At 48.5% G+C, this 24,353-nt stretch carries 18 protein-coding genes; 12 read left to right on the top strand and 6 right to left on the bottom strand.

The annotated features are described in order from the left end of the window. Positions 1-44: 44 nt before the first annotated feature. Together glyA and KBW69_RS14060 are read right to left on the bottom strand one after the other, a co-directional pair. A complete protein-coding gene (glyA, locus tag KBW69_RS14065; RefSeq protein WP_257254794.1) occupies positions 45-1,298 on the bottom strand; it encodes a serine hydroxymethyltransferase in 1,254 nt (417 codons plus the stop codon). 122 nt (positions 1,299-1,420) lie between these two features. After that, positions 1,421-1,879, bottom strand: a complete 459-nt coding sequence (locus KBW69_RS14060; RefSeq protein ID WP_257254795.1) for a DUF29 domain-containing protein — start codon at positions 1,877-1,879, stop codon at positions 1,421-1,423. A 195-nt stretch (positions 1,880-2,074) separates the two neighbouring features. Between KBW69_RS14060 and ettA the strand changes: the two genes are divergently transcribed. Beyond that, positions 2,075-3,742, top strand: a complete 1,668-nt coding sequence (ettA, locus tag KBW69_RS14055; RefSeq protein ID WP_257281301.1) for an energy-dependent translational throttle protein EttA — start codon at positions 2,075-2,077, stop codon at positions 3,740-3,742. Between the two features lie 227 nt (positions 3,743-3,969). Here ettA and KBW69_RS14050 read toward each other — a convergent pair whose 3' ends face one another. Further along, positions 3,970-4,431: a hypothetical protein gene (locus tag KBW69_RS14050; protein ID WP_257254796.1), complete on the bottom strand. Its 462-nt coding sequence runs from the start codon at positions 4,429-4,431 to the stop codon at positions 3,970-3,972. 410 nt (positions 4,432-4,841) lie between these two features. On the opposite strand from KBW69_RS14050, the gene KBW69_RS14045 reads away from it, so the two are divergent. Continuing rightward, positions 4,842-6,707: an RNA ligase family protein gene (locus tag KBW69_RS14045; RefSeq protein WP_257281262.1), complete on the top strand. Its 1,866-nt coding sequence runs from the start codon at positions 4,842-4,844 to the stop codon at positions 6,705-6,707. Between the two features lie 769 nt (positions 6,708-7,476). Here KBW69_RS14045 and KBW69_RS23825 read toward each other — a convergent pair. Next, the gene (locus KBW69_RS23825; RefSeq protein WP_368736468.1) at positions 7,477-7,629 is read right to left on the bottom strand and encodes an IS1 family transposase; all 153 of its coding nucleotides are present in this window, start codon (positions 7,627-7,629) and stop codon (positions 7,477-7,479) included. Positions 7,630-7,779: 150 nt separating this feature from the next. Between KBW69_RS23825 and KBW69_RS14040 the strand changes: the two genes are divergently transcribed. Continuing rightward, the gene (locus tag KBW69_RS14040; protein ID WP_257281261.1) at positions 7,780-10,860 is read left to right on the top strand and encodes an FAD-binding and (Fe-S)-binding domain-containing protein; all 3,081 of its coding nucleotides are present in this window, start codon (positions 7,780-7,782) and stop codon (positions 10,858-10,860) included. 11 nt (positions 10,861-10,871) lie between these two features. Here KBW69_RS14040 and KBW69_RS14035 read toward each other — a convergent pair whose 3' ends face one another. Continuing rightward, complete coding sequence (locus KBW69_RS14035; RefSeq protein ID WP_257281260.1) at positions 10,872-11,300, bottom strand: Rrf2 family transcriptional regulator; 429 nt, start codon at positions 11,298-11,300, stop codon at positions 10,872-10,874. Between the two features lie 95 nt (positions 11,301-11,395). On the opposite strand from KBW69_RS14035, the gene hmpA reads away from it, so the two are divergent. The 8 genes from hmpA to KBW69_RS13995 all read left to right on the top strand — a co-directional run bounded on the left by hmpA (position 11,396) and on the right by KBW69_RS13995 (position 21,918). Continuing rightward, positions 11,396-12,598, top strand: a complete 1,203-nt coding sequence (gene hmpA / locus KBW69_RS14030; RefSeq protein ID WP_257281259.1) for an NO-inducible flavohemoprotein — start codon at positions 11,396-11,398, stop codon at positions 12,596-12,598. A gap of 165 nt (positions 12,599-12,763) precedes the next feature. Continuing rightward, positions 12,764-14,485, top strand: coding sequence for a hypothetical protein (locus KBW69_RS14025; RefSeq protein ID WP_257281258.1), 1,722 nt, complete (start codon positions 12,764-12,766; stop codon positions 14,483-14,485). A 153-nt stretch (positions 14,486-14,638) separates the two neighbouring features. After that, complete coding sequence (locus tag KBW69_RS14020; protein WP_257281257.1) at positions 14,639-16,213, top strand: hypothetical protein; 1,575 nt, start codon at positions 14,639-14,641, stop codon at positions 16,211-16,213. A gap of 209 nt (positions 16,214-16,422) precedes the next feature. After that, positions 16,423-17,745, top strand: coding sequence for a hypothetical protein (locus KBW69_RS14015; protein WP_257281256.1), 1,323 nt, complete (start codon positions 16,423-16,425; stop codon positions 17,743-17,745). Between the two features lie 53 nt (positions 17,746-17,798). Continuing rightward, a complete protein-coding gene (gene radA, locus KBW69_RS14010; protein WP_257281255.1) occupies positions 17,799-19,172 on the top strand; it encodes a DNA repair protein RadA in 1,374 nt (457 codons plus the stop codon). A 65-nt stretch (positions 19,173-19,237) separates the two neighbouring features. Then, positions 19,238-19,861, top strand: a complete 624-nt coding sequence (gene thiE, locus KBW69_RS14005) for a thiamine phosphate synthase (RefSeq protein ID WP_257281254.1) — start codon at positions 19,238-19,240, stop codon at positions 19,859-19,861. A gap of 3 nt (positions 19,862-19,864) precedes the next feature. Next, positions 19,865-21,160 carry a glutamate-1-semialdehyde 2,1-aminomutase gene (gene hemL, locus KBW69_RS14000; protein ID WP_257281252.1) on the top strand — a complete coding sequence of 432 codons (1,296 nt, stop codon included), beginning with the start codon at positions 19,865-19,867 and terminating at the stop codon, positions 21,158-21,160. A 110-nt stretch (positions 21,161-21,270) separates the two neighbouring features. Further along, complete coding sequence (locus tag KBW69_RS13995; RefSeq protein ID WP_257281251.1) at positions 21,271-21,918, top strand: hypothetical protein; 648 nt, start codon at positions 21,271-21,273, stop codon at positions 21,916-21,918. Between the two features lie 69 nt (positions 21,919-21,987). Here the strand turns inward: KBW69_RS13995 and KBW69_RS13990 are convergent, their stop codons facing one another. Further along, the gene (locus KBW69_RS13990; protein ID WP_257281250.1) at positions 21,988-22,299 is read right to left on the bottom strand and encodes a DUF1820 family protein; all 312 of its coding nucleotides are present in this window, start codon (positions 22,297-22,299) and stop codon (positions 21,988-21,990) included. Positions 22,300-22,617: 318 nt separating this feature from the next. Here KBW69_RS13990 and KBW69_RS13985 point away from each other — a divergent pair. Next, positions 22,618-24,353: VCBS domain-containing protein (locus KBW69_RS13985; RefSeq protein ID WP_257281249.1), on the top strand; the 1,736-nt coding region annotated here is incomplete at its 3' end.

Raw genomic sequence — 24,353 nt, 5'->3', positions numbered from 1 at the left:
ACCCGTTTCAGATCAGCGGTCTTCAGTTGAAAAGCAGTCTCAGATTAGCTGTATACAGGCAGACGCTTGCAAATTGCCAGAACATTCACCTTTACATCCGCTACAACCTGCTCATTACCGATGTTTTCCAGTACGTCGCAGATCCACCCCGCCAGAGCAGCGGAATCTTCTTCGTTGAAACCACGGCGGGTAATGGCTGGAGTACCAATACGCAGACCACTGGTGACAAAGGGTGAGCGCGGATCGTTTGGAACCGCATTCTTGTTGACAGTAATGTTAGCTTCACCCAGTGCCGCTTCAGCGTCTTTACCAGTGTACTCTTTACCGATCAGATCCATCAGGAACAGGTGATCGTCGGTACCGCCAGAGACAATTTTGATACCACGCTCAAGCATCACGCGGGTCATCGCCTGAGCATTTCTCACAACCTGCTGCTGGTAAGTCTTGAAGTCATCGGACATCGCTTCCTTGAAGCAAACCGCCTTGGCTGCAATCACATGGCACAGAGGACCACCCTGAGACTCAGGGAATACAGCAAAGTTAAACTTCTTATTCAGCTCTTCATTATCGTTAGCCAAAATCAGGCCGCCACGGGGACCACCCAGTGTTTTGTGAGTAGTTGTCGTGACGACATCGGCAATGCCTACAGGAGACGGGTAAACACCAGCAGCCACCAGGCCAGCCACGTGAGCCATATCGACCAGCAGGTAAGCACCTACCTTGTCGGCAATATCACGGAAGCGCTGCCAGTCCACAACACGGGAGTAGGCAGAGAAGCCTGCAACGATCATTTTTGGCTTGTGCTCATCCGCCAGACGCTCAACTTCCTGATAGTCGATCTCACCGGTTTCAGGGTTCAGTCCGTACTGAACTGCTTCATAAATGCGACCGGAAAAACTGACCTTGGCACCGTGAGTCAAGTGGCCTCCGTGAGCCAGACTCATACCCAGAACCTTGTCACCGGGCTTAATCAGAGCCATGTAGACCGCCGCATTGGCCTGAGAGCCGGAATGAGGCTGAACGTTAGCGTAGCTGGCACCAAACAGCTCTTTAGCGCGATCAATAGCCAGCTGTTCAGTGACATCAACATGCTCACAGCCACCGTAGTAGCGCTTACCCGGGTAACCTTCTGCGTATTTATTGGTCAGGACAGACCCTTGTGCTTCCATCACTCTGGGGCTAGTGTAATTTTCGGAAGCAATCAGCTCGATGTGCTCTTCCTGGCGAACCGTTTCAGCATCGATAGCAGCCTTGAGTTCAGGGTCGAACTCAGCGATGGACATGTCCTTTCTGAACATTAATGATTCCTCGGAATGTTGCCTGTTAATGAGGTTTTTCGGCGACCATTCTAATACACCTGTTCAGGATTTCGTATCGAAAAAGTTTCATGTCAATTTGAGCAAGGCTCATGGGCCCTGACTTAACTTTCCGGCAGCCAGTCCTCAGTCATGATTTGCTCAAAGCTCCAGGGGCACTCAGCCGGGAAATCATCGGGCTTATATTTCATGTCAGCCGCTGCATCCCTCTTTGCAGACCGATAAGCTTTTGGTAAGACCTCATCAATCTTACTGTTTAGGCTGGGGTTATCTTCGAGAAGATCGAGGATGACGCCTCGTTGTTTAGCGACGCTGACCAGCCAGCTCCTGTACCAGTCCGTCATTGTGTGCTGATCGTCTTTTCCGGACTGTATTTGCCATTTGAGCAGGTGCAGGAGCAATTCTTTAGTACAACTGCGTAAAGCCTGATACTGAGCCTTGCCCATATCTTCAATTTCCTCTACCAGGTTGGCAATATCAAGCTCATCAAAGCGTCCTTGCTTAATCAACTCGGCCTGACGATAGGACCAGCTATAGAAGTCAGTGTCATACAGGTTTTCCATAAAAAATCCTCCATTGCCCTACCACTCTAGGCGTAAACCAGAAGGGAATCAAAATGGACTGCAGTTGCAGGCACCATTGCGGTCGGGATTTTGCCCGAGAGTTTGACATTATTGACAGTAGGTACGAGCATACAGAAAAGCCTCAAAAGTGCTATTATTCCGGGGTTTCAGTCAAACCTATTATGGATGCCTAAATTGTCACAATACGTCTATACCATGAATCGGGTGAGCAAGACCGTTCCCCCGAAGCGCCAGATTCTTAAAGACATTTCCCTCTCTTTTTTCCCCGGTGCCAAAATTGGTGTCCTGGGTCTGAACGGTGCCGGTAAGTCCACTCTGCTGCGCATCATGGCCGGTGTTGACCAGGAATTTGATGGTGAAGCCCGTCCGCAACCCAACCTGAAGGTTGGCTATCTGCCTCAGGAGCCTCAACTGACACCCGGTAAAACGGTTCGTGAAGTAGTGGAAGAAGCCCTGGGTGAAATCAAGGAAGCTCAGGACAAGCTGGAAGCGGTTTACGCCGCCTACGCCGAGCCAGATGCCGACTTTGATGCCCTGGCGGCAGAACAGGCCAGACTGGAAAACATTATTCAGGCGGCGGATGCCCACAACCTGGAGCGCAAACTGGACGTTGCTGCCGACGCCTTGCGTCTTCCTGAATGGGACGCTGTCGTAGACAAGCTGTCTGGCGGTGAACGCCGTCGTGTAGCACTTTGTCGCCTGTTGCTCTCCAGCCCCGAAATGTTGTTGCTGGACGAACCTACTAACCACCTGGATGCCGAATCAGTTGCCTGGCTCGAGCGCTTCCTTGTTGAATATCCGGGAACCGTTGTGGCTATTACCCACGACCGTTACTTTCTGGATAACGCAGCGGGCTGGATTCTGGAACTGGACCGTGGTCATGGTATTCCGTGGGAAGGTAACTACAGTGACTGGCTGGAGCAGAAAGAAGCTCGACTTGAACAGGAAAGCAAGCAGCAGGACGCTCATCGTAAAGCAATGCAGCAGGAACTGGAATGGTCACGCTCCAACACCAAAGGTCGTCAGTCTAAATCCAAGGCACGTCTGGCGCGCTTTGAAGAAATGCAGTCACAGGAATTTCAGGCCCGTAACGAAACCAACGAAATCTACATTCCACCTGGCCCGCGTCTGGGCGATAAAGTTCTGGAATTCAATCATGTTTCCAAAGGCTTTGGTGATCGCCTGCTGATCGACGACCTGAGTTTCAGCATTCCCAAGGGCGCTATTGTCGGTATTATCGGTGGTAACGGTGCCGGTAAAACCACACTGTTCAGGATGATTACCGGAGACGAACAGCCTGATTCCGGAACCATTGAACACGGTGAGACGATCAAAATCTCTAATGTTCAGCAGATGCGTGACGAGCTGAAAGATGACAAGACGGTTTTCGAAGCGATCTCCGATGGCCAGGACATCCTGCGCATCAATGGATACGAAATGCAGTCCCGTAAGTATATTGGTCGGTTCAACTTCAAAGGTGGCGACCAGCAGAAACGCGTGGGTGAACTCTCCGGTGGTGAGCGTGGACGACTGCAACTGGCAGCGACACTGAAAGAAGGCGGCAATGTACTACTACTCGACGAGCCCTCCAACGACCTTGATGTAGAAACCCTGCGTGCCCTGGAAGATGCACTTCTGGCTTTCCCGGGCTGCGCCATGGTGATCTCTCACGATCGCTGGTTCCTGGATCGTGTTGCTACTCATATCCTGGCGTATGAAGGCGATTCCAAAGTCACCTTCTTTGAAGGCAACTACACTGAGTACGAAGCCGATCGCAAGGAGCGCCTGGGTGAAGAAGCTGCAGGCCCCCACCGCATCAAATACAAGCGTATTGATGCTTGATTGTCAGACGTTTAGAGCGTAGCTTTCTGGCTACGCTCGCCCCACACCACCGCGTATGAGTCAACACTGCGTGATTCGTACGATTACGCCGCCATTGAGCGAGGGACCTGAAAAAAGTCCACCAGCAATATTAAAAAAACCATCAATATCTGCTTCAGCCGAGCGGCAAAGACCCGGAAAGAACTGGAAGCATTTGTTCTATGTGCTCTCAATTTGTCGACTGCGCGCTAAAAGTTGCTGGCGTCATAGGGCCAGGGAACAAATTTGGCTTTGAACCTATAAAGTTCAGCCATTGGATTTCCAGCGTTGAATAACGGCAGCTTTTCATCAAGTTTATTTGAGTAGTCGATAACACAATCAGTATTGTATCCACTCAGTTGCGAAACCTGTGAAATTATTTCATTTGGATCTGTCGTTCCATCCAACTGTCTTATTAATAGCCCCTCTTCGGAATTTTCGCCTGCGTATATCCTCATCCCCCTCCCTACAATGGAGAATGGTTCATCGGTTCCTAACTCTGTTGCAACCTTTAGTGCTGATCTTAATTTTATATAGTGGACTCTTTTTCCATTAATAGAAATTGGTGGCTTCAACCTGAATTGCTGTTCGTAAAATAGCGATCCTTCATTATTTTCAACACACTCCATTGTCTTCGTTATTGCGAAAGCTCCTGATGACGTGCTCATCATAATAGCTACTGACAATATCAGCCTGAGTCTAAACATCTTCTATACCTTTTTACAAAAAATGTAAGGGTGGTACAGATTCTATTTTTTTCAATAGCAGCTAACGATTCTGTAGAAAAAGAAGATAAGAACAACTGCTTCTGGATTGTTCTCAATCATTGCCTGAACTCACTTTGTATGACTTCACATCACTGCTGACCTATAAAGGTTATTCATTTATGAGGAGGCAGACTTTTCTTTTGATAGCACCCATGCCGCTTTATCCATTGACTCGCTGCGCGCTTCAGCATAGTAATGAGGCAATGGGACAAAAAATCAATCAGCACTTAAGTACCTTTTTCAGGCCCTGAACATTTAATTCTGAGTGAGCGTAGAGCTTTCCAGAGAATAGGCTAATCTTTTCAACTCTGCTGATGAACTCAGGATTTACGACGATGCTTTTTAGGGTACTCAATGGCCTGTCTCTTGGTGTGCTGTCCATTATTACAGGCTCAATACTTTCAAATAATGCACAATCTTCCGAGGCTGTTTTTGTTGGGAGAATGGGAGGGTTGGAAGTTCAGGTTCAGGGAGATAAAGCCCTGTTTAGAAACAACGAATTAATTCATAACAGCAATCCTTTGTCTCTGGCAATGAATAATAAAGGTGTTCAAAAAATAGAAATAGAACCAGACAAGATAGAAATTTACACCTACAAAAACAACTTGCCAGACACTATTTATTTTCCACTACTGATTGAACCAACCCCAACGGCCTCAGGCATTCAAAGCATTGACCAAACCAGAGGATTTCAACTACTGAACGACAGCGTCATATCACTGGCAACCACTGTAATCGATAAAACCATAGTTCTTCCAACGCCCACACTGAATTACTTGCCAACGGAATACAACCCTAAAACGATCACTCACTCTGAGATAGAGCTTTATCAGGAGACTCAACATACGTTTTATGCGACTGCCTCTATCCCTATGTTACCTCCTGTGTCCTCAGTAGCGTCCGGGGGAGATTATATTGACCTTGACTTTGAAGCACCGGATACCATCAGGGTTTACCCAAAAGGAAAAGACAATAGTTCCGAATCCGGTTTTTTTGAGCAGATTATCAGAAAAGTGGCTGATAGCCCTGAGAAAAAAAACGACAATGACAGGCAACAGGAAAAGCAGACAACCACTTCGTCTACACAAAGTGATGCCACCAACTCAGAAAGCACTACTACCACAACAACAAACTCCTCTACCGGAGCCGAAGCTGCTTCAACTTCCACGCTTCGATCAGAAGCCTCAGCCTCGGATGAAGATGCGGATGAAACGCTCAAAAAACCTTTATCCGAACAATTCAATTCCTATCACTCAATAGAAAACAGTTCGAATCAAAAGGTCCTTGATGCCATCAGAGCACTCATTGAAGAAAATGATGAGCACGACCTGCCATGGGTAGTACTTGAAAAAATTCATGGCTGTAATTACAGCTTCTGGACTGATGGCACCGTTGTCAGGGTGGGTAGGAGGAATGACTGGGTGGGCGATGATGAAAAGTTTTTTAATCACCGCCCAGTATATGAACAATACAGAGAAATGATTCTTGATATGTACCGAAAGTTCTGTAAAGAAGGAGACATTTTAAATGTCACGGGCGAACTCTATGGCAAATCTATACAGAAACAAATTTTTTACCAGGACAATATCAAATTTGCAGCTTTCGACATTTTCGTCAACAAACAAAAAATAGATTATAACACTTTTAAACAATGGACTTTGGCGACGGGTATCCCTACCGTTATAGAGTTAAAAATGTGTGACTCCTTTGAAGACGCTCTTTCTTACAACCCGGTTTTTAAAAGTCTTCATAGTCAAACTGCTGACATTGCAGAAGGTGTTGTCATTAAACCTGTTGAGCCCAAATTTTTAAAATATCATCAACCCGTTATTTTAAAAATAAAAAATTCGAACTTTGATGAAACCAATTCAAAAAAAGCATTACCTAAAACTAAAAAAGTCCAACACATCAGTGAAGAAAACCAGATTCTACTTGCTTCACTTCTTGCAAAAGTTACAGAAAACCGTCTTGATTCCGTTACTTCCAAGTCAGGTGAATTAACAAAAAAGAACAATAATAAAATCAGAGGCGAATTTCTTCAGGATATTTTAGATGAATATAAAAGAGAAAATGAGTTAACCGCAAAGGATAAAGTGAACGATGTTAAGCAGTGGAAGCTTTTAATTGGGGAATTATTTAAAGCAATAAATGAACTTATACGGCCTAAGACATATCAATAAATGAGTAAAATTATTGAGTTGTTCCCACGCTCCTGAGGGTGTTGCAAAACCGTTAAGCTACCTCATGAGCGTGAGAACGAGACAACATCAGCTTGCTCGAGTATTTTTTTTGAAGCTCTTTCCCAACAGCTGCATAATTTTCAAGGTCATAAACAGAAGACTGAAACGATGTTTTTTAATCACTAAAAATAATCATTATAAAAATTTATGTGCCTTGTAATATCGCTGCAATTAAGATCTTTATCTTGATAACTCAAGCTCAGTGTTATATTGACCAATATAATAAGAGCAGTATCATTGCCATACTCGTTAATCCAGACCAACAGGCTATCTAACAATTCATCATTCCCGAGAACTCTTGATAAAACATTGAACCTTTCAGAAAAAATCAATATCGAATCATCGAAAATAGCTTTTAGTATTATCCCTACTAATGACCGTTTCTGTGATGGGGTATAAAAAACGTCCTCTATTATATATTCAATCCAGACGCTAATCCCGGTAGTACTCTTTTGTCTAAGAAGAATATCTTCTAAAAGAAGATCACACGATACATTCAGTGGCATAAAAAAAACAACAAACAACACAATCGATTTAACATTCAACATCAGGCAGATCCCCAATACTCATTTTTGAGAGCTGTACGTTTAACGCCTGCTTCAAGTCCTCCATGTATCAAAATAGAAATCGCCCTATTTATCGACGACTCTCACTATATGAAAACCGATGGAAAGAGACTGTAATGGATCGTTACTCTGAAGAAATGATTTCAGCGGCTCAGCTTAAAAGAGAGAAACCGGCAGTGCTTCATAATAGCTGATAGATTCATTGAGATGAATTCAACAATGACCCTATTGTGAATCTCTGCTGGCTTGGAAAAGCAAATAGTCCTGCGGGTTAGACTGTTTAACCAGGTTCTCAGCGTTCTGACTTCTGACTGTTATTTCCTCTAAACCTGAATGAGCAAAAATCCCCACTGACTAAAGACTGTTAATTGCGTACAATACGCAGTCCGAGAAACGTCACCTTCGCTTCGCAAGACGATAAAACAGCAGAGCCCGGGAGTAGGAAAGTGATCAGCAAACTGAACCAACAGGCCGTCAATGCCAACAGCGCAGAAGGGACGCTGTATCAGAACTTTGCCGATCGGTTGGCCAGCTCCGGATTCCAGGGCGATATAGAGCTGGGTTATGCAGAACGGACTGTGCTGGCCACCGACAACTCGATCTATCAGGTGTATCCGGAAGGTGTCCTGTACCCCAAAGGCACTGAAGATCTGAGCAAAATGCTGTCATTGGCCAATGCACCTTCTTTCCAAACTATTGTGCTCTCTCCGAGGGGAGGGGGTACCGGCACTAATGGCCAGTCACTCACCTCGGGATTTATGGTAGACACCAGCCGCTATATGAATCAGGTTCTGGAGATCAATCCTGAAGAGCGCTGGGCGAGAGTTCAAAGCGGCACCGTCAAAGACCATCTGAATGACCTGGCCGCCAGGCACGGTCTGTTTTTCGCCCCGGAACTGTCCACCAGCAACCGGGCTACGATCGGCGGCATGGTAAACACCGATGCCAGTGGTCAGGGATCGGTTGTCTATGGCAAAACCCGCCACCACGTCCTGGAACTGACTTCAGTCTTCGCTGATGGCACCGTGTGGAACTCATCGCCTCTGACAGAACAGGAGCTTGACGACATCTGTCAACGTGAAGACCGTGCAGGGCAGATTCACAAAACGCTGATTGAAGCCTATAACCAGAACAAAGAGCGAGTCGAAGCCGTTTTTCCAAAGCTCAACCGAAATTTGACCGGTTATGATCTGGCCAATATCCGCAGAAAAGACCCTGTGAACCCTGAAGACTCTGGCAAGTTTGATCTCAATGCCATTCTCTGCGGTTCCGAAGGGACACTGGCCATGATCAGTGAGATTAAGGTCAACCTTCTGCCAATACCCGAAACCTCAGCACTGGTTCTGGTGTTCTATTCAAGCTTTCAGGAATCGCTGAGGGATGCCCGGTCTCTTATGCAAGCCACCCCCAGCTCTGTTGAGACCATTGACTCCAAAGTCCTGTCGCTCGCCAAAGCAGACAGTGTCTGGGAGACCGTGAAAGCCTATTTCCCGGATGATATTAACCGGATTGACGGCATTAACTTTGTTGAATACACCGGACAATCGGAAGCCGATATTCAGGAAGGTATTGAGCGCTTGAAAGCGGAGCTGAACAAGCCTTCGGAAATCCAGCGGGTGGGTCACAGCATTGTGACAGGCACCCCAAACGTCAAAAAGATCTGGAATATGCGCAAGCAGTCCGTGGGCCTGTTGGGCAACATGGAAGGCGACGCACGACCTATACCCTTTGTAGAAGACGTAGCCGTGCCACCAGAGAATCTGGCTGCTTTTATCGCTCGCTTTCGGGCTTTGCTCGATAGTCATAACCTGTCTTATGGCATGTTTGGTCATGTCGATGCAGGGGTTCTCCACGTTAGACCCGCTATCGACATGAAAGATGTGCAACAGGAGGTTCTGGTCAGAACGATCAGTGATGAAGTTTCTGCACTGGCAAAAGCGCATGGTGGTGTTCTCTGGGGAGAACATGGCAAAGGCGTTCGCTCTGAATACGCACCCGACTTTTTCCAGGATCTTTACCCGGTACTGCAAAACATTAAAAGTGCTTTCGACCCCCATAATCAGCTGAATCCGGGGAAAATAGCGACCCCCTCCACCCGGGTCTCAGAAACCCTGCTGAAGATTGACGGTGTGCAAACCCGTGGCCAGCTTGACAGAACCATCGAAAGAAAGGCCTTCGAGGTTTTTACCCGAGGCATGTACTGCAATGGCAATGGTGCCTGCTTCAATTACAACCCCAACAGCGCCATGTGTCCAACCTGGAAGGCCACTCTGGATAGAACTCAATCACCCAAAGGTCGTTCAGGACTGGTACGTGAATGGCTGAGACTGCAGAGCACATCGGGCAGCAATATCTCTGAAGCAATCGGCGAGGCACGCCAGTCCGGACATTTCTATAATGCCTTGGATAAGACCCGTAACAGCATTGACAAGCTGCGGGGCAAAGGAGATTTCAGCCATGAAGTCTACGAAGCTCTGGACAGCTGTATGAGCTGTAAATCCTGTGCAGGTCAATGTCCTGTTCAGGTGAATGTGCCTGATTTGAGATCCCGGTACTTTGAGCTCTACCACACTCGCTACCTGCGTCCCGCCAAACATCACGCTGCTGCCATGCTGGAGCCCATGCTGCCGGCACTGGCAAAAGCCAAATCCGTTTATAATCGGGTAGCCAGCTCGGGTTTGATGAACAAGCTTTCGGCTAAAACATCAGGTCTTCAGGATCTACCGGCTATCACCAGTGCATCGCCTTTGGAAGACAGTTGTCGTTCTGGTGCTTCTGTGGCTTCAGACAGTCTGCTGGCTTCCATGACAGAAAAAGAGCTGGCTCGAACGGTGGTGATTGTCCAGGACGCCTTTACCAGTTTTTTCGAAACCCCGGTACTGACTGATCTGGTGGAGCTGTTAGTCAGACTTGGGTATCGCCCCCTGGTTGCACCTTATAAACCCAACGGAAAAGTACTGCATGTCTATGGTTTCCTGGGACGCTTTGAAAAAGTCGCAAAAACCAATGCCAGGGCACTCAAAAAGCTTGCCGATAAGGGCGTAGCCCTGATCGGGATTGATGCCGCCGTTACCCTGACTTACCGGGATGAGTATCATGAGATCATGGGTGAAGAGGCTCCTGAAGTGCAATTACTCTCGGAGTGGTTCGCCAGTCAGGCGGATACTATTCGTGAGCTTCAGTTAAACCTGAGTGGTGAGTTCAAGCTGCTGGGTCACTGTACGGAGACCACCAATGCACCTGCTGCACCGGCACAATGGCAAAAGCTGTTTTCCGCCTGTGGACTAAAACTGACATATCAGGCAACTGGCTGTTGCGGCATGGCGGGCATCTATGGGCACGAAACCCGCAACCAGAAAACGTCCCGAAAGCTATACGACATGAGCTGGAAGCCTGTAGTGGAGAGTCCTGAAAACCAAGGCCAACTCGTGGCTACAGGCTACTCCTGCCGAAGTCAGGTAAAGCGTTTTGGGGATACCGAGATTCCTCACCCGGTTTCAAAGCTGCTGGTCTTAATGGACGGGTAGAATAATCGTGCTCAACCCACTGCCAACAGCTCTGACAACTCATGACGATTTCCAATCAGATCAGCAAGCGTGTAACCATCCAGAACCGCCATGAATGCAGCCATGGCATCAGCTAAAACCCTTTTTAAACGACAAACATCTGATATACGACACGCTGGCTCATCACAGTCCACCAATACCAGGGTGGATTCCATCATTCTCACCAACACCCCCAGGTTGATATCTTCAGCAGAACGTCCCATCCGGAAACCACCACCTTTACCACGGATTGTTGACAGATAGCCTTCCTGACCCAGCCGCTGGACAATCTTCATGACATGATTTCGCGAGAGATCATACACCTCTGTCACTTCCTGAATTGAGATCAACCGGAGCCTTGGCTGTAAAGCCGAGTAGATCAGGATTCTCAGCGCATAATCGGTTTGCTTGGTCAATTTCATGGGAGCTATAGACTTTTTTTAAAGATGCATCTAGGATGCACCTAATAAAGATGCATTACAAATACATCTTTTAAAAAACCCATTTGGAGCTCCCCATGAACCTGAGTGAAAAGACCATCTGCATCGTCAAAGCCACTGCCCCTGTTATGGCTGAATGTGGCGAAGCGATTACCCGCCACTTCTATCAGCGTCTGTTCAGCCATCATCCTGAACTGCTGAATATTTTCAACGCTTCCCACCAGAAGACAGGGCGTCAACAAGCCGCTCTGGCAGCGGCTGTCTATGGCTACGCTGCCCACATTGATAACCCGGGAGCACTGAGTGACGCCATACAACGTATTGCCCACAAGCATGCCAGCTTTAATGTCAACCCCGAACACTACCCTATCGTAGGTGAACACCTGCTGGCAGCAGTGGCCCATGTTCTGGGTGATGCTGCAACGGGCGAGATTCTTGAAGCCTGGGGAGAGGCGTATCACTTCCTGGCCAATATCTTTATCGAAATGGAAGAAAGTATTTATCAGGAAAGTGAGGGCCAAAAAGGTGGCTGGCGCGGTACCCGCACATTCAAAGTGACCCGAAAAGTGAAAGAGAGTGATCTGATCACTTCCTTCTACTTTGAGCCAGTGGACGGAAAACCCGTCGCCGACTTTAAACCGGGACAATACATCGGCCTCTACATAACCCCGGAAAACAGTGTTAACCGTTGTATCCGTCAGTACAGCCTGTCCGATGCGAGTAACGGCAAAAGCTACAGAATTTCGGTAAAACGAGAAGGAAGTGGAGATATTCAAGGCCATATTTCTAACTACCTGCACGACCATGTACAAGAAGGTGATGCAGTAGAACTGAGCCCTCCAGCGGGAGACTTTTTTCTGGATACCCGCAATCAAAGCCCGGTCGTTCTGCTCAGCGGCGGTGTCGGTGTCACACCGCTACTCAGTATGTTGAATACCCTGACAGCCTCAAATATTTCAGAACCTGTTCGTTTTGTTCACAGTGCAATAAACGGCAGTGTTCATGCTTTTTTTGATCATGTAAGCACTCTGGCAGAGCAACGTGACAATATTGAACAGATTGTTTTCTATGATCAGCCTGAGGAAGGTGATCAGAACTATGATCATGCTGGCCGTACTGACCTGAACCTGATTCGTGAACAGATAGAAATACCGGGGGCTCACTACTACTTTTGTGGTCCGTTGGGCTACATGAACATGGTCAACGAGACACTCCTGGGCTGGGGTGTGCCACCAGCAAACATTCACTATGAGGTATTTGGTCCTCACAAGAACATCTGACCTTTGCTGGAGAGAGCTAAATGCGCTCTCCTCCTGACGCTTTTTTGTCAGTTCCCCCACCTGCTTATAGTTATGGGTTACCAAGGCTGATTTCTGACACTTATATGGCTTCCTCTTTTGTTGCTAGATTCTTGATAGAGAAGCATTAAAACAGGGAAGTAAGCGATGACTCCAGGTCTTTATGAACAGGTTCGAGATCTTACTCTGGATCAAAAAAAGTTTTCACCGGGTACCAAGGTTGGACTCAACAGCGAATACGAATTGGTGGAAGTGGTAACCAGCTATAAAGACTGGATTGTCACCCACCCAGCCCCGGTACGCCTCAGAAACCTTCTTGGCTCACTGATTCAATCAGCTCACAATGTGAATCAGCACCTCAACCTCAGTGATCGTTGTGCCTCAACGCTTGAAGCAAAGGTAGCGGGAGAACTGCACTTCTCGATACTGACCGGACAGGTCGCAGAGTTCCTGAAAACCCCCGCCTGTCAGATCATACGCACCAGAGAGCAGCTAAATAAAGCACTGCAAGCTTCTGTCCGGGCCAAAAAGCCCGAGAAGAATCTTCAGGACAAGCTGAAAAAAGCAATGCATGAAAGCTTTTCAAGATTCTATGACTTTATGGACACCAGTGATCTTAACCAGCTTGTCGGATTCTATAGAGCAGCACTGCTTGAATGGCTGGACGAATTCCGTCATCAATGCGCCTGTCAGGGCGACCTGAACAATGTGTATCAGGCCACCCGGAACAGTGTTGATGTGTTCACCAGAAACCTTATCACTGAGATACCGCCTTCTAATGCGGGGGCTGTTGATTATGGTGCAGAAGCTGTGTGGCATGGGTGGGGTGAAAATGCCGAATCACTGCGTGAAATGGATGGCTGGTTACAGGCAGCCCAAGCTGAAGATCTGGAAAAGCTGCTAACAAAAATCCGTCAGGATAAAGACCTTGGTGAGAGGTTTCTGAAAGTCAGGGAGCCTGAACTCAGATCCCGTCTGGCAAAACGCCCTGACGCCGTTGCCAGAAATCTGCTGGGCATGAAACTTTCTCTGGATGATCATCTTCTATGCACTCTAAAGCGGCAGCGCAAGAAACAAGATCCCCTTTATCAAATCTTAGTCTCTGTCGCCATGCAACAAAGCGCCGAGATTATCCCCCGACTGCCACAGAATGATCCTGACATGTTGGGCCTTAGTCTTTATTTGAAATACCCGAAAGTGCTGGCTCGATGTAAGTCGACTCTGGTGCATCAACTCATTTTTCTGATTCAACTCAGCCCGGAAATGGAAGAGCAGCATATTGCCGTGGCTGCTCAACACTATCTGAGGCATCATGAAGGTTTGATGATGGTTCAGTCACCGATTTTTTACAAAGCCGCCCGAGATACACTACTGCTATCTGACTTTACTCTGACAGAGTCCATTACCCTGGCGTTTATCAAACAGTATCCAAAAGCTGCTCTGGACATTGAGCCAGCTCTTTTTAAACAATTACTTACTCACCCTGAACTGGTCGACTTCTGGCCTGTGTTTATCACAGAAAATGCGACCCGGCTCAGTGTTGAAAACTGGCAACAGCTCTTTTCTGGAAATCTTCCCGGATTTCATAAATTGATTACCCGACAAATTTCTGCAACACCGCCACTGGTTTGCCGATTCCCCAACGCTTTCACCGCTCAGTTAAAGAGCTTCTTGAAAAACAACCCGGATGTCTTAAGCAAAGTGCTGAAATTACCCAGACAAGTGGAGAATGCTGGTTACAGAACGTTGATAGCCATCGCCAAATCACTCTCTTTTGAAGTTGACATCCTCCCCGACGTCAAACCCGACCCGGGGAGCCTGACATCAGGCAGGCCAACGCTGCTTAATGACCAGACTCAACAACATTAAAAATTGAAAACAGGAGAAAATAGTTTACCTCCTCAATAAGTAAAATATATGAATGTCCTTTTTATTGTTCTTTTTATTGTTTTCTTGATCTAAAAACTTTCTGGTCTAGCCTTTTCATTTCAAAAAAACGAAATAGTTATTAAGGATAAACTCTTGAAAGAAGCATTTTCTGCGGCACTGCTGTTCTTGCTAGTGTCATTGTCCATTATCTGTTGCGCCGAGCCGGGCGACAGCGCCCTGAGCGCCAAACCTTATTCGATACCGGTCGAAGCATTTGTCGCCGTTGGCATGGTATTGAAAAACTATTGGAACCCCAATTCATTGCTGTTCAACCCGACGAATCAACCGGGGGCCAGTCAGGATCATCCGTTTGCCATCACCACTATGGTACTTCCCGGACCGGGTCAACAAAAGAATGACCAGCAAAGCCAGGCATCAGCATCATCCGGTCAGCAGGCCTCAGGAACAACCAGCCGCCTTAAAAGATTTTTCGCCAAGTTCCTGCCTAACCGCAGCGACGGTGATGGAAACCCCGAACAACACCAACATACTTACGGTTTAAATTGTTACGCCGATTCCTGCAATGGCGTTTGTCGATTCCGACCACCCTCCGATAGCGAAAGGCTAGATGAAGCAGATGACACAGATGACACAGATGACACAGATGAAAAGTGCATTATATGTTTTGAACCCCTTCAAAAAGAGATGACTGTGGTTCTTCACTGTTGTTCGATAAAAATTAGCACAAAGTGTTTAAGGAGATTAGCGCCAACGAGAGGCTGCCCAATTTGCAGAAGAGATCTGCATTCATTATTACAACCAGAGGATTTTCCAGTAAGCGCAGAGGCACAGCAGGACTTATCAGATTCTTATAACGAGCCCCCGGGTGCCACTGCCTCACAAACAGCCTCCTTCGTTATCCCTCCTGACTACGTTGAAGGCCTTGAACAACACCAACATACTGTCGGTTTAGATGGTTACGTCGATTCTGCTAATACCGCTTGTCGATTCCAAACACCATCCGATAGCGAAAGGCTGGCTGAAGCAGATGAAGCAGGCGAGGAGTGCCCTATATGTTTTAGCCCGCTTAAAAAAGAGACGACTGTTGCTGTTCCCTGTTGTTCAAAAAAAATTGACTCAGACTGTTTAAGAAGATTGCCAACGAGTAGCTGCCCATTTTGCAGAGCAGATTTGTTTTTTCTGGCTGAAACACCGGATTTTTCTCTAAGTGAAGCACGTGAGACTTGCCCTATATGCCTTGAAATGCTTGGCGATGATACGATTGTTACTCCCTGTTGTTCGCAAAGAATGGACAGATATTGTCTACTGAACGCTTTAGTATGTTCGGGATGCTGCCCGCTGTGCAGAACAGGCATTTCTTCAGTATTACAATCATTAGGTTTTGCAACAGGCGCAGAGGCACGGCCGAGCTTAACAGTTTCTTTTAGCGAGCCCCAAGGTGACATTCTCTCACAAACGGTCTCTTCCGATATGACTGCGAGGGCAAGCGTGCTGGTCTGTGACGTGCCCGTATTCCGCGGTCGCTGCCTGAAGTCCTTTAAAAATTCCCGAGCCCTGTTGCATCACAAAGCAAAAATACACGACGGGCACTCGATCTGTGATGAAACAGTGATCGGGCAGGATGGCCAGCAGCGACTATGTGGGGCGATCTGCAAAAATCGCCCAGCCCTGATAGCTCACAAAAAGGGATACCACGGACGGCGATGAACCTGTGATGTGACCGTGCCCGGGTGACTGCCAGCCCGGTCACTGATCTGACACCCGTCCTCTCAGGAAATTATGTCCGGCGCACACTTTGATTTTTAACTGAGTTTTCTAATTGAAGTTCTTTGATAGAGGTTCTTTAACAGAAGGCCTTTTAAAGAAACATCCACTGATCTTGTTATTGGTCTACTTTGCACGTAAAGAAAAGTTGTATGGACATAATGATGAAAAAAACACTTTCTACGATGTTTCTTTTTCTGCTGCTCCCGTTGTCTGTGATTTGCCAGGCCGAAATTGTGACAAGACGTTTTGTTGTCGAGCTGTTACAGAATCAGGATACAGCTTCTCCGGACCAGGTCTTTTCTACAAAGCGTGACCTGAATACATTGTCAGGCAGCTCATTAGACATCGACAACACAAACGACTTTACAGGCCCTGATTTTCCGGCTGATGACAATCTACATGGATTTAATGGTTACGGATTAGCAACAACCTTTATTAAGTCGATTTCGTGGCAATTGCTTTATGCCACTCCCCTGCTGGTTGCTTACGAACTGGCTCTGACCACCCATGAAGCCCCCCCGGGCTCCAAACCTTATTCGTGGCTACCTGGAGAAGCATTGATTGCCGTTGGCTGGCTTTTGAAAAGCTATTGGAACCCCAATTCATTGCTGTTTAGCCCGATGGATCAACCGGAGGGAAGTCAGGATCATCCGTTTGCGATCACCACTTCGGGGCTCAGCGAACAGGGTGAACAAGATAATGGTCCACCAAACCAGCCACCTGCATCATCCGATCAGCAGGCTTCAGGAACAACCACACAGTCTACAGGTTTTTTCACCAACCCTCTAAATTACGGCTCTGACGACGGTAACGAAGACCCTCAACAACAGCAGCATACTTTTGCTTTAAACTGTTTCGTCCATCCCTGTCATGGCGTTTGTCGATTCCGACCACCCTCCGCTAGCGGAGGGCTGGATGAAGCAGATGAGGAGTGCCCTATATGCACTGAAATGTTTAGAAATGAGATTGTTACTCCCTGTTGTTCGAAGAGAATTGACACGCATTGTTTACGAAGGGCGTTTCTTAGCACTCCGGGATCGTCAACGAAAACCTGCCCATTTTGCAGGGAAGACCTGTCTTGGTTAGCACAATCACCGGCCTTTTCAGTAAGCGAAGAGGCACAGCAGGGCTTGGCAGATCCTTTTCACGAGCCCCCAGGTAACAGCTCTTCACAAACGGACCCTTTCGTTTTTGCTAGCGGGCAAAGAATCTGTGAGGCGCCCATAATGGGCGAGGATGGTCAGATTCGGCCATGCGGGGTGCTCTGCCCAAGTGCTAAAGACCTGAGCTATCACAATTTCAGAATGCACACCAAACAACGAATCTGTGGAGAAACAGCAACCGGCGTGAATGGCTGGGAGCGGCAATGCAAAAGGGTCTTCAGGAATTCAAAAGCCCTGGCGAAACACAAAGCAAAATACCACAGAGAGCGACGAGCCAGTGACGTGAGATCGCAATATGAGAACCTCTGAGTTGGAGCCAACGCAACAACAGGCTACCATAGAGTTTTGTCTGAAAGGTTCTGATGGCCAAAGCAAAATCCAGAAAAGCCTACGTCTGCACCGAGTGCGGCAGTGAGTCCTCAAAGTGGCAGGGGCAATGCCCGGATTGTAAAGCCTGGAATACGTTCAAAGAAGTCAACCTGGGCCCTGCGGCTTCCCCTTCTATCGGTGCTACTAATAAATCCGGCTTTGCAGGCACACTCAGCGGCCTTCAAACCCTCAGTGATGTGGATGTTGCTGAAGCGCCCAGATTCAGCAGCGGCACGTCAGAGTTTGACAGGGTACTGGGTGGTGGGTTTGTCAAAGGCAGTGCCGTCCTGATTGGTGGCCATCCGGGGGCTGGCAAGAGCACCATTTTGCTCCAGGTATTGTGCCATGTCGCCGAGAGCATGAATGCCCTCTATGTTTCCGGTGAGGAATCGCTGCAACAGATTGCAGCCCGGGCCAAGCGCCTCGACCTGCCTACTGATCGCCTGAGGATGCTGGCAGAGACTTCAGCCGAGAACATTGTCGCTGTCGCCGAACAGGAGAAGCCGGGTGTTATAGTGATTGACTCTATCCAGGTGATGTACATGAATGGCGTGGATGCTGCTCCCGGAGGCGTCGCCCAGGTCAGGGAGTCCGCTGCCTTCCTTACCCGCTTTGCCAAGCAGACGGGCACTGTCTTGTTGTTGGTCGGTCATGTAACCAAGGATAATTCTCTGGCAGGCCCCATGACCCTGTCCCATATTATTGATACCCAGATCATGCTTGGAAATACCGATGATTCACGCTTCAGGGTTATGCGGGCTACCAAGAACCGATTTGGTCAGGTGAATGAGCTGGGCATTTTTGCCATGACGGAAAGGGGAATGAAAGAAGTCAAAAACCCTTCGGCCATTTTCCTGTCCCGGGCAGCCGAGCCAACCTCAGGCAGCATTATCAATGTTTTGTGGGAAGGTACTCGCCCTCTGTTGGTGGAAATTCAGGCTCTGGTTGTGGACTCGCAACTAGGAAATCCGAGACGTGTAACCGTAGGACTGGATCAAAACAGGCTGGCCATGCTGCTGGCAATACTGACTCGACACGGTGGCATTTTTACCAGTGATCAGGACGTTTTTCTCAACGTGGTCGGGGGTGTTAAAGTCACGGAAACCAGTGCCGATCTGGCCGGTTTGCTGGCGGTTGTTTCCAGTCTGCGCGACAGTGCCCTACCCCAGGATCTTTTTGCCTTTGGGGAAGTGGGCCTTGCCGGTGAGATCAGGCCTGTTGCCAACGGCCAGGAACGCCTGACAGAAGCGGCCAAACATGGCTTCAGAAGAGCCATTGTCCCGGCGGCAAACGCTCCCAGAAAACCCATTGAAGGGTTAACCGTCGTCGGTGTGCACAAATTGTCTGAGGCACTGGAGGCTATCTGAATTATTCGGGTCAACATTGATCCTGTTATACTTTGCGACGAAAATGTTTGAAATCAGGTTAGAAGATGCTCAAAGGTCTATACGGTGTAACCGACAGCCAGCTTCTCCCCGACGATCGTATTCTGATGGAAGCGGTTGAACAGGCTTTGATGGGAGGCATGAAAGTACTTCAGTACCGAGACAAGAGTCTGGATCGTGAAAAGAGGCTCCGTCAGGCCAGCACACTGCGAGTACTCTGCCACAATTACGGTGCGCTGTTTATTATCAATGATGACATTGAACTGGCTGCCGAATCGGAAGCAGATGGCGTACACTTGGGACAACAGGATGAATCCGTAGACTCCGCCCGGAAAAGGCTTGGGGATTACGCTATCATCGGTGTCAGCTGCGAAGGCTCTCTCGATCTGGCTCACACGGCTGTTGAGGAGGGCGCCAATTACATTGCCTTCGGACGTTTTTTCCCCTCACGCACCAAGCCGGACGCCAAACCTGCTGAGCTGTCACTTTTGCCATCTGCCAAAGAGGTCTTTAAAGTCCCTGTTGTAGCTATTGGAGGAATTACCGTGGATAATGCCCCGCAGCTTATTGAAGCGGGTACTGATATGGTGGCAGTGGTTCATAATCTCTTTGCTTCCGCGGATATCCGGACTCGTGCCCGCAGTTTTACTGAATTGTTTAATCAGGAATAGATCATGTCCCTTCCCCATGAGCGCTCCAGCACTCTGTTTACTGAAGCCCAGGCTGTCATTCCGGGGGGTGTGAACTCACCGGTCAGAGCGTTCAAAGGTGTGGGTGGCGAGCCAATCTTCTTCAAAAGCGCCAAAGGGGCCTATGTGCAGGATGTTGATGGCAACCACCTGATTGATTACGTGGGCTCCTGGGGTCCGATGATTCTCGGACATAACCATCCGGATGTTGTCAGCGCCGTTCGCGATCAGTCACTGGATGGACTGAGCTTTGGTGCGCCCACGGCCCTGGAGACCGAACTGGCTTTGAAAGTTCGCGAAATCTTTCCCTCCATGGAACTGCTCAGAATGGTCAACTCAGGCACCGAGGCCACCATGAGTGCTATTCGTCTGGCCCGGGGCTTTACCGGCCGGGACAAGATTGTGAAGTTTGAAGGCAACTACCATGGTCACTCTGACTCACTGCTGGTAAAGGCTGGCTCTGGCGCACTGACTCTGGGGGTTCCAAGCTCTCCTGGCGTCCCTGAAGCGCTGGCAGAAAGTACTATTACTCTGACGTACAACGACCTGAATTCTGTTAAACAGGCCTTTGCAGAAGTAGGCAGTGAAGTCGCCTGCATTATCGTTGAGCCAGTGGCCGGCAACATGAACTGTATTCCCCCCGTCAAAGGTTTTCTTGAAGGTCTGAGAGCAGTGTGCGATGAGCACGGTGCCCTTCTGATCTTTGACGAAGTTATGACCGGATTCCGTGTTGCCCTTGGTGGCGCCCAGGCTCACTATGACGTTAGGCCGGACCTGACAACACTGGGTAAAATCATCGGTGGCGGTCTACCGGTTGGTGCGTTTGGTGGCCGAAAAAAGGTCATGGAGCACCTGGCTCCGCTGGGGCCGGTTTATCAGGCCGGAACCCTCTCTGGTAACCCGTTGGCTATGGCCGCAGGTCTGGCGACACTGAGAAACCTGAGCCGTCCCGGCTTCCACGCAGAACTCACTGAAAAAGCAACCAGCTTACTGACAGGCCTCAGGGAAAAAGCTTCAGAACACGGTATTGCCCTGCACACCTCTCAAGTCGGAGGCATGTTCGGTTTATTCTTCACTGACCAGCCCAGCGTCAACCGCTTTGACCAGGTCATGGCCTGCGATGGAGCGCTCTACGGTCGCTTCTTTCATGCCATGCTGGATGAGGGAATCTATCTGGCTCCTTCTGCGTTCGAAGCCGGTTTTATATCCGAAGCCCACGGTGATCCGGAGATTCAGAAAACCATTGAGGCAGCGGGCCGCGCTTTCAGAAACTGTCAATAAGGTAATCAATTGACCGTGAAAAATAGTTTGCTGCGTCGTGTTTCATACATGCTTTATTCATGTTTTGGGATGACGCAAAGTAGTTTTCTTCGCTCACGGCTGTTTTCACTATGAGTTCACTGGCTCTTTCAGATGCGGTGCTGGCCGCTGCCAGCACCTTTGCGGTCTTCCTGCTTTGTCAGCAACAGGCATTTGCCGAGATTCACAGAACGGCTACCAAAGGTGCTCTTCTGGGGTTCCTCCTGGTCGCGCTTGCCTCGGCAGCAGGCACCCTGAAGTACGGGTTTTCAGAGATCTGGACCGGCGCCTATCTCTTTCTGAATAATGCTGCCACTTACCTCTCTCCCCCTCTGGTCGGTACGGCGATCGCTCTGCTTCTGTCTAACAGGGAATGGAGTAAACCGGCCTGGGGAAGGATGATCATCGGGCTCTGTCTGGCTTATGAAATAACCCGCTGGTACGGAATTGAAACACTCTACAGGGATGCCCTGCTGGCTGTCAGTCTGCTCATAGCCCTGTACAGTGTCCTCAGAGCCCAGATAGAACCCGGCCCCAAAGGTCTGCTGCTCATTGCCTTCACCAGTTTTTTTATTGGCGGTCTGGTCATTGGCAATCAGGGTACCTTGGGAGGATACCTCAGGCTTAACCTGTTCCGCTATATGATTGCCCTGGGAAGTCTCCTGCTGTCAACCGGTTTGTTTATGCTATTGAAAAACCAGAACCGGACTTTCGAACAGGCAGACACACATCAGGAATGAACAACCACTTTCGCCTGACGGACCAGAAGGTGGCGGGCGCAACCAACGCGTGGGTGCAAACCCTGAGGCTCACGCTGGAGGCAAAGGAAATAGTCTGACGTTATTGCCCTTGGCTTCAGACACCTTGGCTGCCCCTTCTTTTTCAACTTCGTCAATACGGATAATAGACGACAGAGGAATATAACTCCGCTTCACGCCTTCGAAAGTGCTCTTGAGTTTCTCTTCACTGGGGTCGACCAACAACTGGCTGCGCTCACCAAAGGCAAACTCTTCAACTTCAATAAACCCCCAGAGTTCACTCTGGAAAATCTGCCGGGCATAAACTTCAAAGACTTCAGATTCGTTCTGAAAAATAACGCGAAAAACCTGAGATTTCGACATTGACTCCAAACACCTGTGACGCCGGAAAACCTTAATGAAAAACGTTCATTTCCAGAGGCAACCAGGATCTGGTTCTAACGCCTATGGTGTTTTCGGGCATGTAATAACAAAAGGCGGCTAGCATAACACAGACTGTTCGGCCATGAGCCAAAAACAGGGAGTTCATTGGACTTTAGTAATTTTTCAATATCTAAACTATATTTCACGATGGGCTGGTTATGAACATGGTTAAGATTCGGTATGTTTACGGTACGGCAAGTTTCGGGCCCGGTCTTCTTTTTAGCTAATTCTGGTGAACTTAAGCCTCTTGAGTCAGGCATGTCGATTTCTGAAAACACGCTAATTTCCAGCCCCAATGGACATTATGTCATTCTTCAGGGGGATTCAGGATCCCCAATCTCTGTTTCAGTGAAAGACCTTCAGTCTCTGGCCAGTATCTTGTTGAATAATGCTGCTGACTCTGAGGGAGACAATACCTATTCAGCTAGTGATTTACCTGAAAACAGCCTGGATGAAGCAGTAAAGGAAACTAAAACAGTTCAAGCCCACAAGGTCTTGCATTTTACTGAATTTGAAGATGGGCATCATAAGCCAGCGGCTGTTGTAGAACGCGACAACCTTGAAGTAGATGTCTCAAAAGGGCAAGCAATTGCCGGAGACTGGCCTACACACGACTACAGTAGTGTTTTAAATACAGATTCCGGATCAGCTTTGCCATTTGATGAGAAATCTGTTTCAAATTCACTAAATGGGATCGCTGCTCCGCAAGTAACAGAAGCCACATCAGAGTTATCAGGGAGGGTTGCTTCGAACGATTTACCCCTGACGATTGTCGGTAGTTTTGTTAATCAGGTATACGAAGATTCGCAGATCAGTGCTCACGGGCAATTTGATTTAAAGGGTGGGGAAGGCACTTTTCCCAGACAAACTTATCAGGGGAAATATGGTGTTCTGACTATTGAGGCAAATGGCGTATGGGGCTATTCGCTGGATAACAGCGCATCCAATGTTCAGGGGCTTAAGGACGGACAGCGTGTATCTGAGCATTTTGTCGTATATGCTCAAAATGCAAATGGCGTTGATTTCTCCCATGCTTTTACTGTTGATGTTCAGGGTACTAACGATCTGCCAGTGGTAAATGGCGGGCACGTTGGCAAATCAATTGAAGGTGCCAGCCAGCCGACCACCGGAAGAATGACCTCCACCGATGTTGATGCGGGCGACACTGCAACCTACTCCACCACGGTGAAAGTGCCAGGGTTTACGTTAAGTGCCGATGGCACCTATTCTTTCGATCCGACCCATCCGGCCTACAATGGTCTTGCTCAAGGCGACACGCAAAGAATCGTGATCCCGGTCACGGTGACTGACGGTAGTGGCGGTTCTGATACTAAAGCTTTAGTGATGACAGTCAGCGGTACTAACGACGCCCCTGTGCTTGATCAGATACAGACGCAAAGTGCTACTGAATATGGTCGTCAACTGAAGGGCCAGATTACTTCACAAGACCCGGACGCCCACGCAACAGCCACATACTCAATCGCTTCTCCGGTTGGTGGCTTTGCGCTCAACCGTGATGGTCATTATATCTTCGATCCGGGCCACACCGCGTATCAACACCTTGCCGCCGGTCAGGATAAAACAGTGACTATCCCCATTACGGTCACTGATCAACACGGAGCCACCGACACGCAAAATCTGGTGGTTATCGTACATGGTCAATCCCGTTCGGCAGTGATCATCGGAACAGACTCCGGTAGCGTCACTGAGGACGTTTCATTACAAGTCACTGGTAGCCTGAGTATCACCGATAAAGACGCTGGGCAGGATCACTTTCAGGCAGGTAACTACACAGCACCCCATGGCACCCTGAATCTTGATGCTGATGGTCACTGGGCTTACAACCTGGATAACGCCCATGCCGACGTCCAGGCGCTGGGGGTTGGCGCAACAACCACCAATAGCCTGACCGATACCATTCAGATTCAGAGTGCGGATGGCACAACGCATAATATTGTTATCACTATTAACGGTTCCAACGATGGTCCGGTACT

The sequence above is a fragment of the Endozoicomonas sp. ISHI1 genome (assembly GCF_024606225.1).
In the GTDB taxonomy this organism is placed as follows: Bacteria; Pseudomonadota; Gammaproteobacteria; order Pseudomonadales; family Endozoicomonadaceae; genus Endozoicomonas_A.
This window is presented reverse-complemented; position numbering and strand designations above follow the sequence as displayed.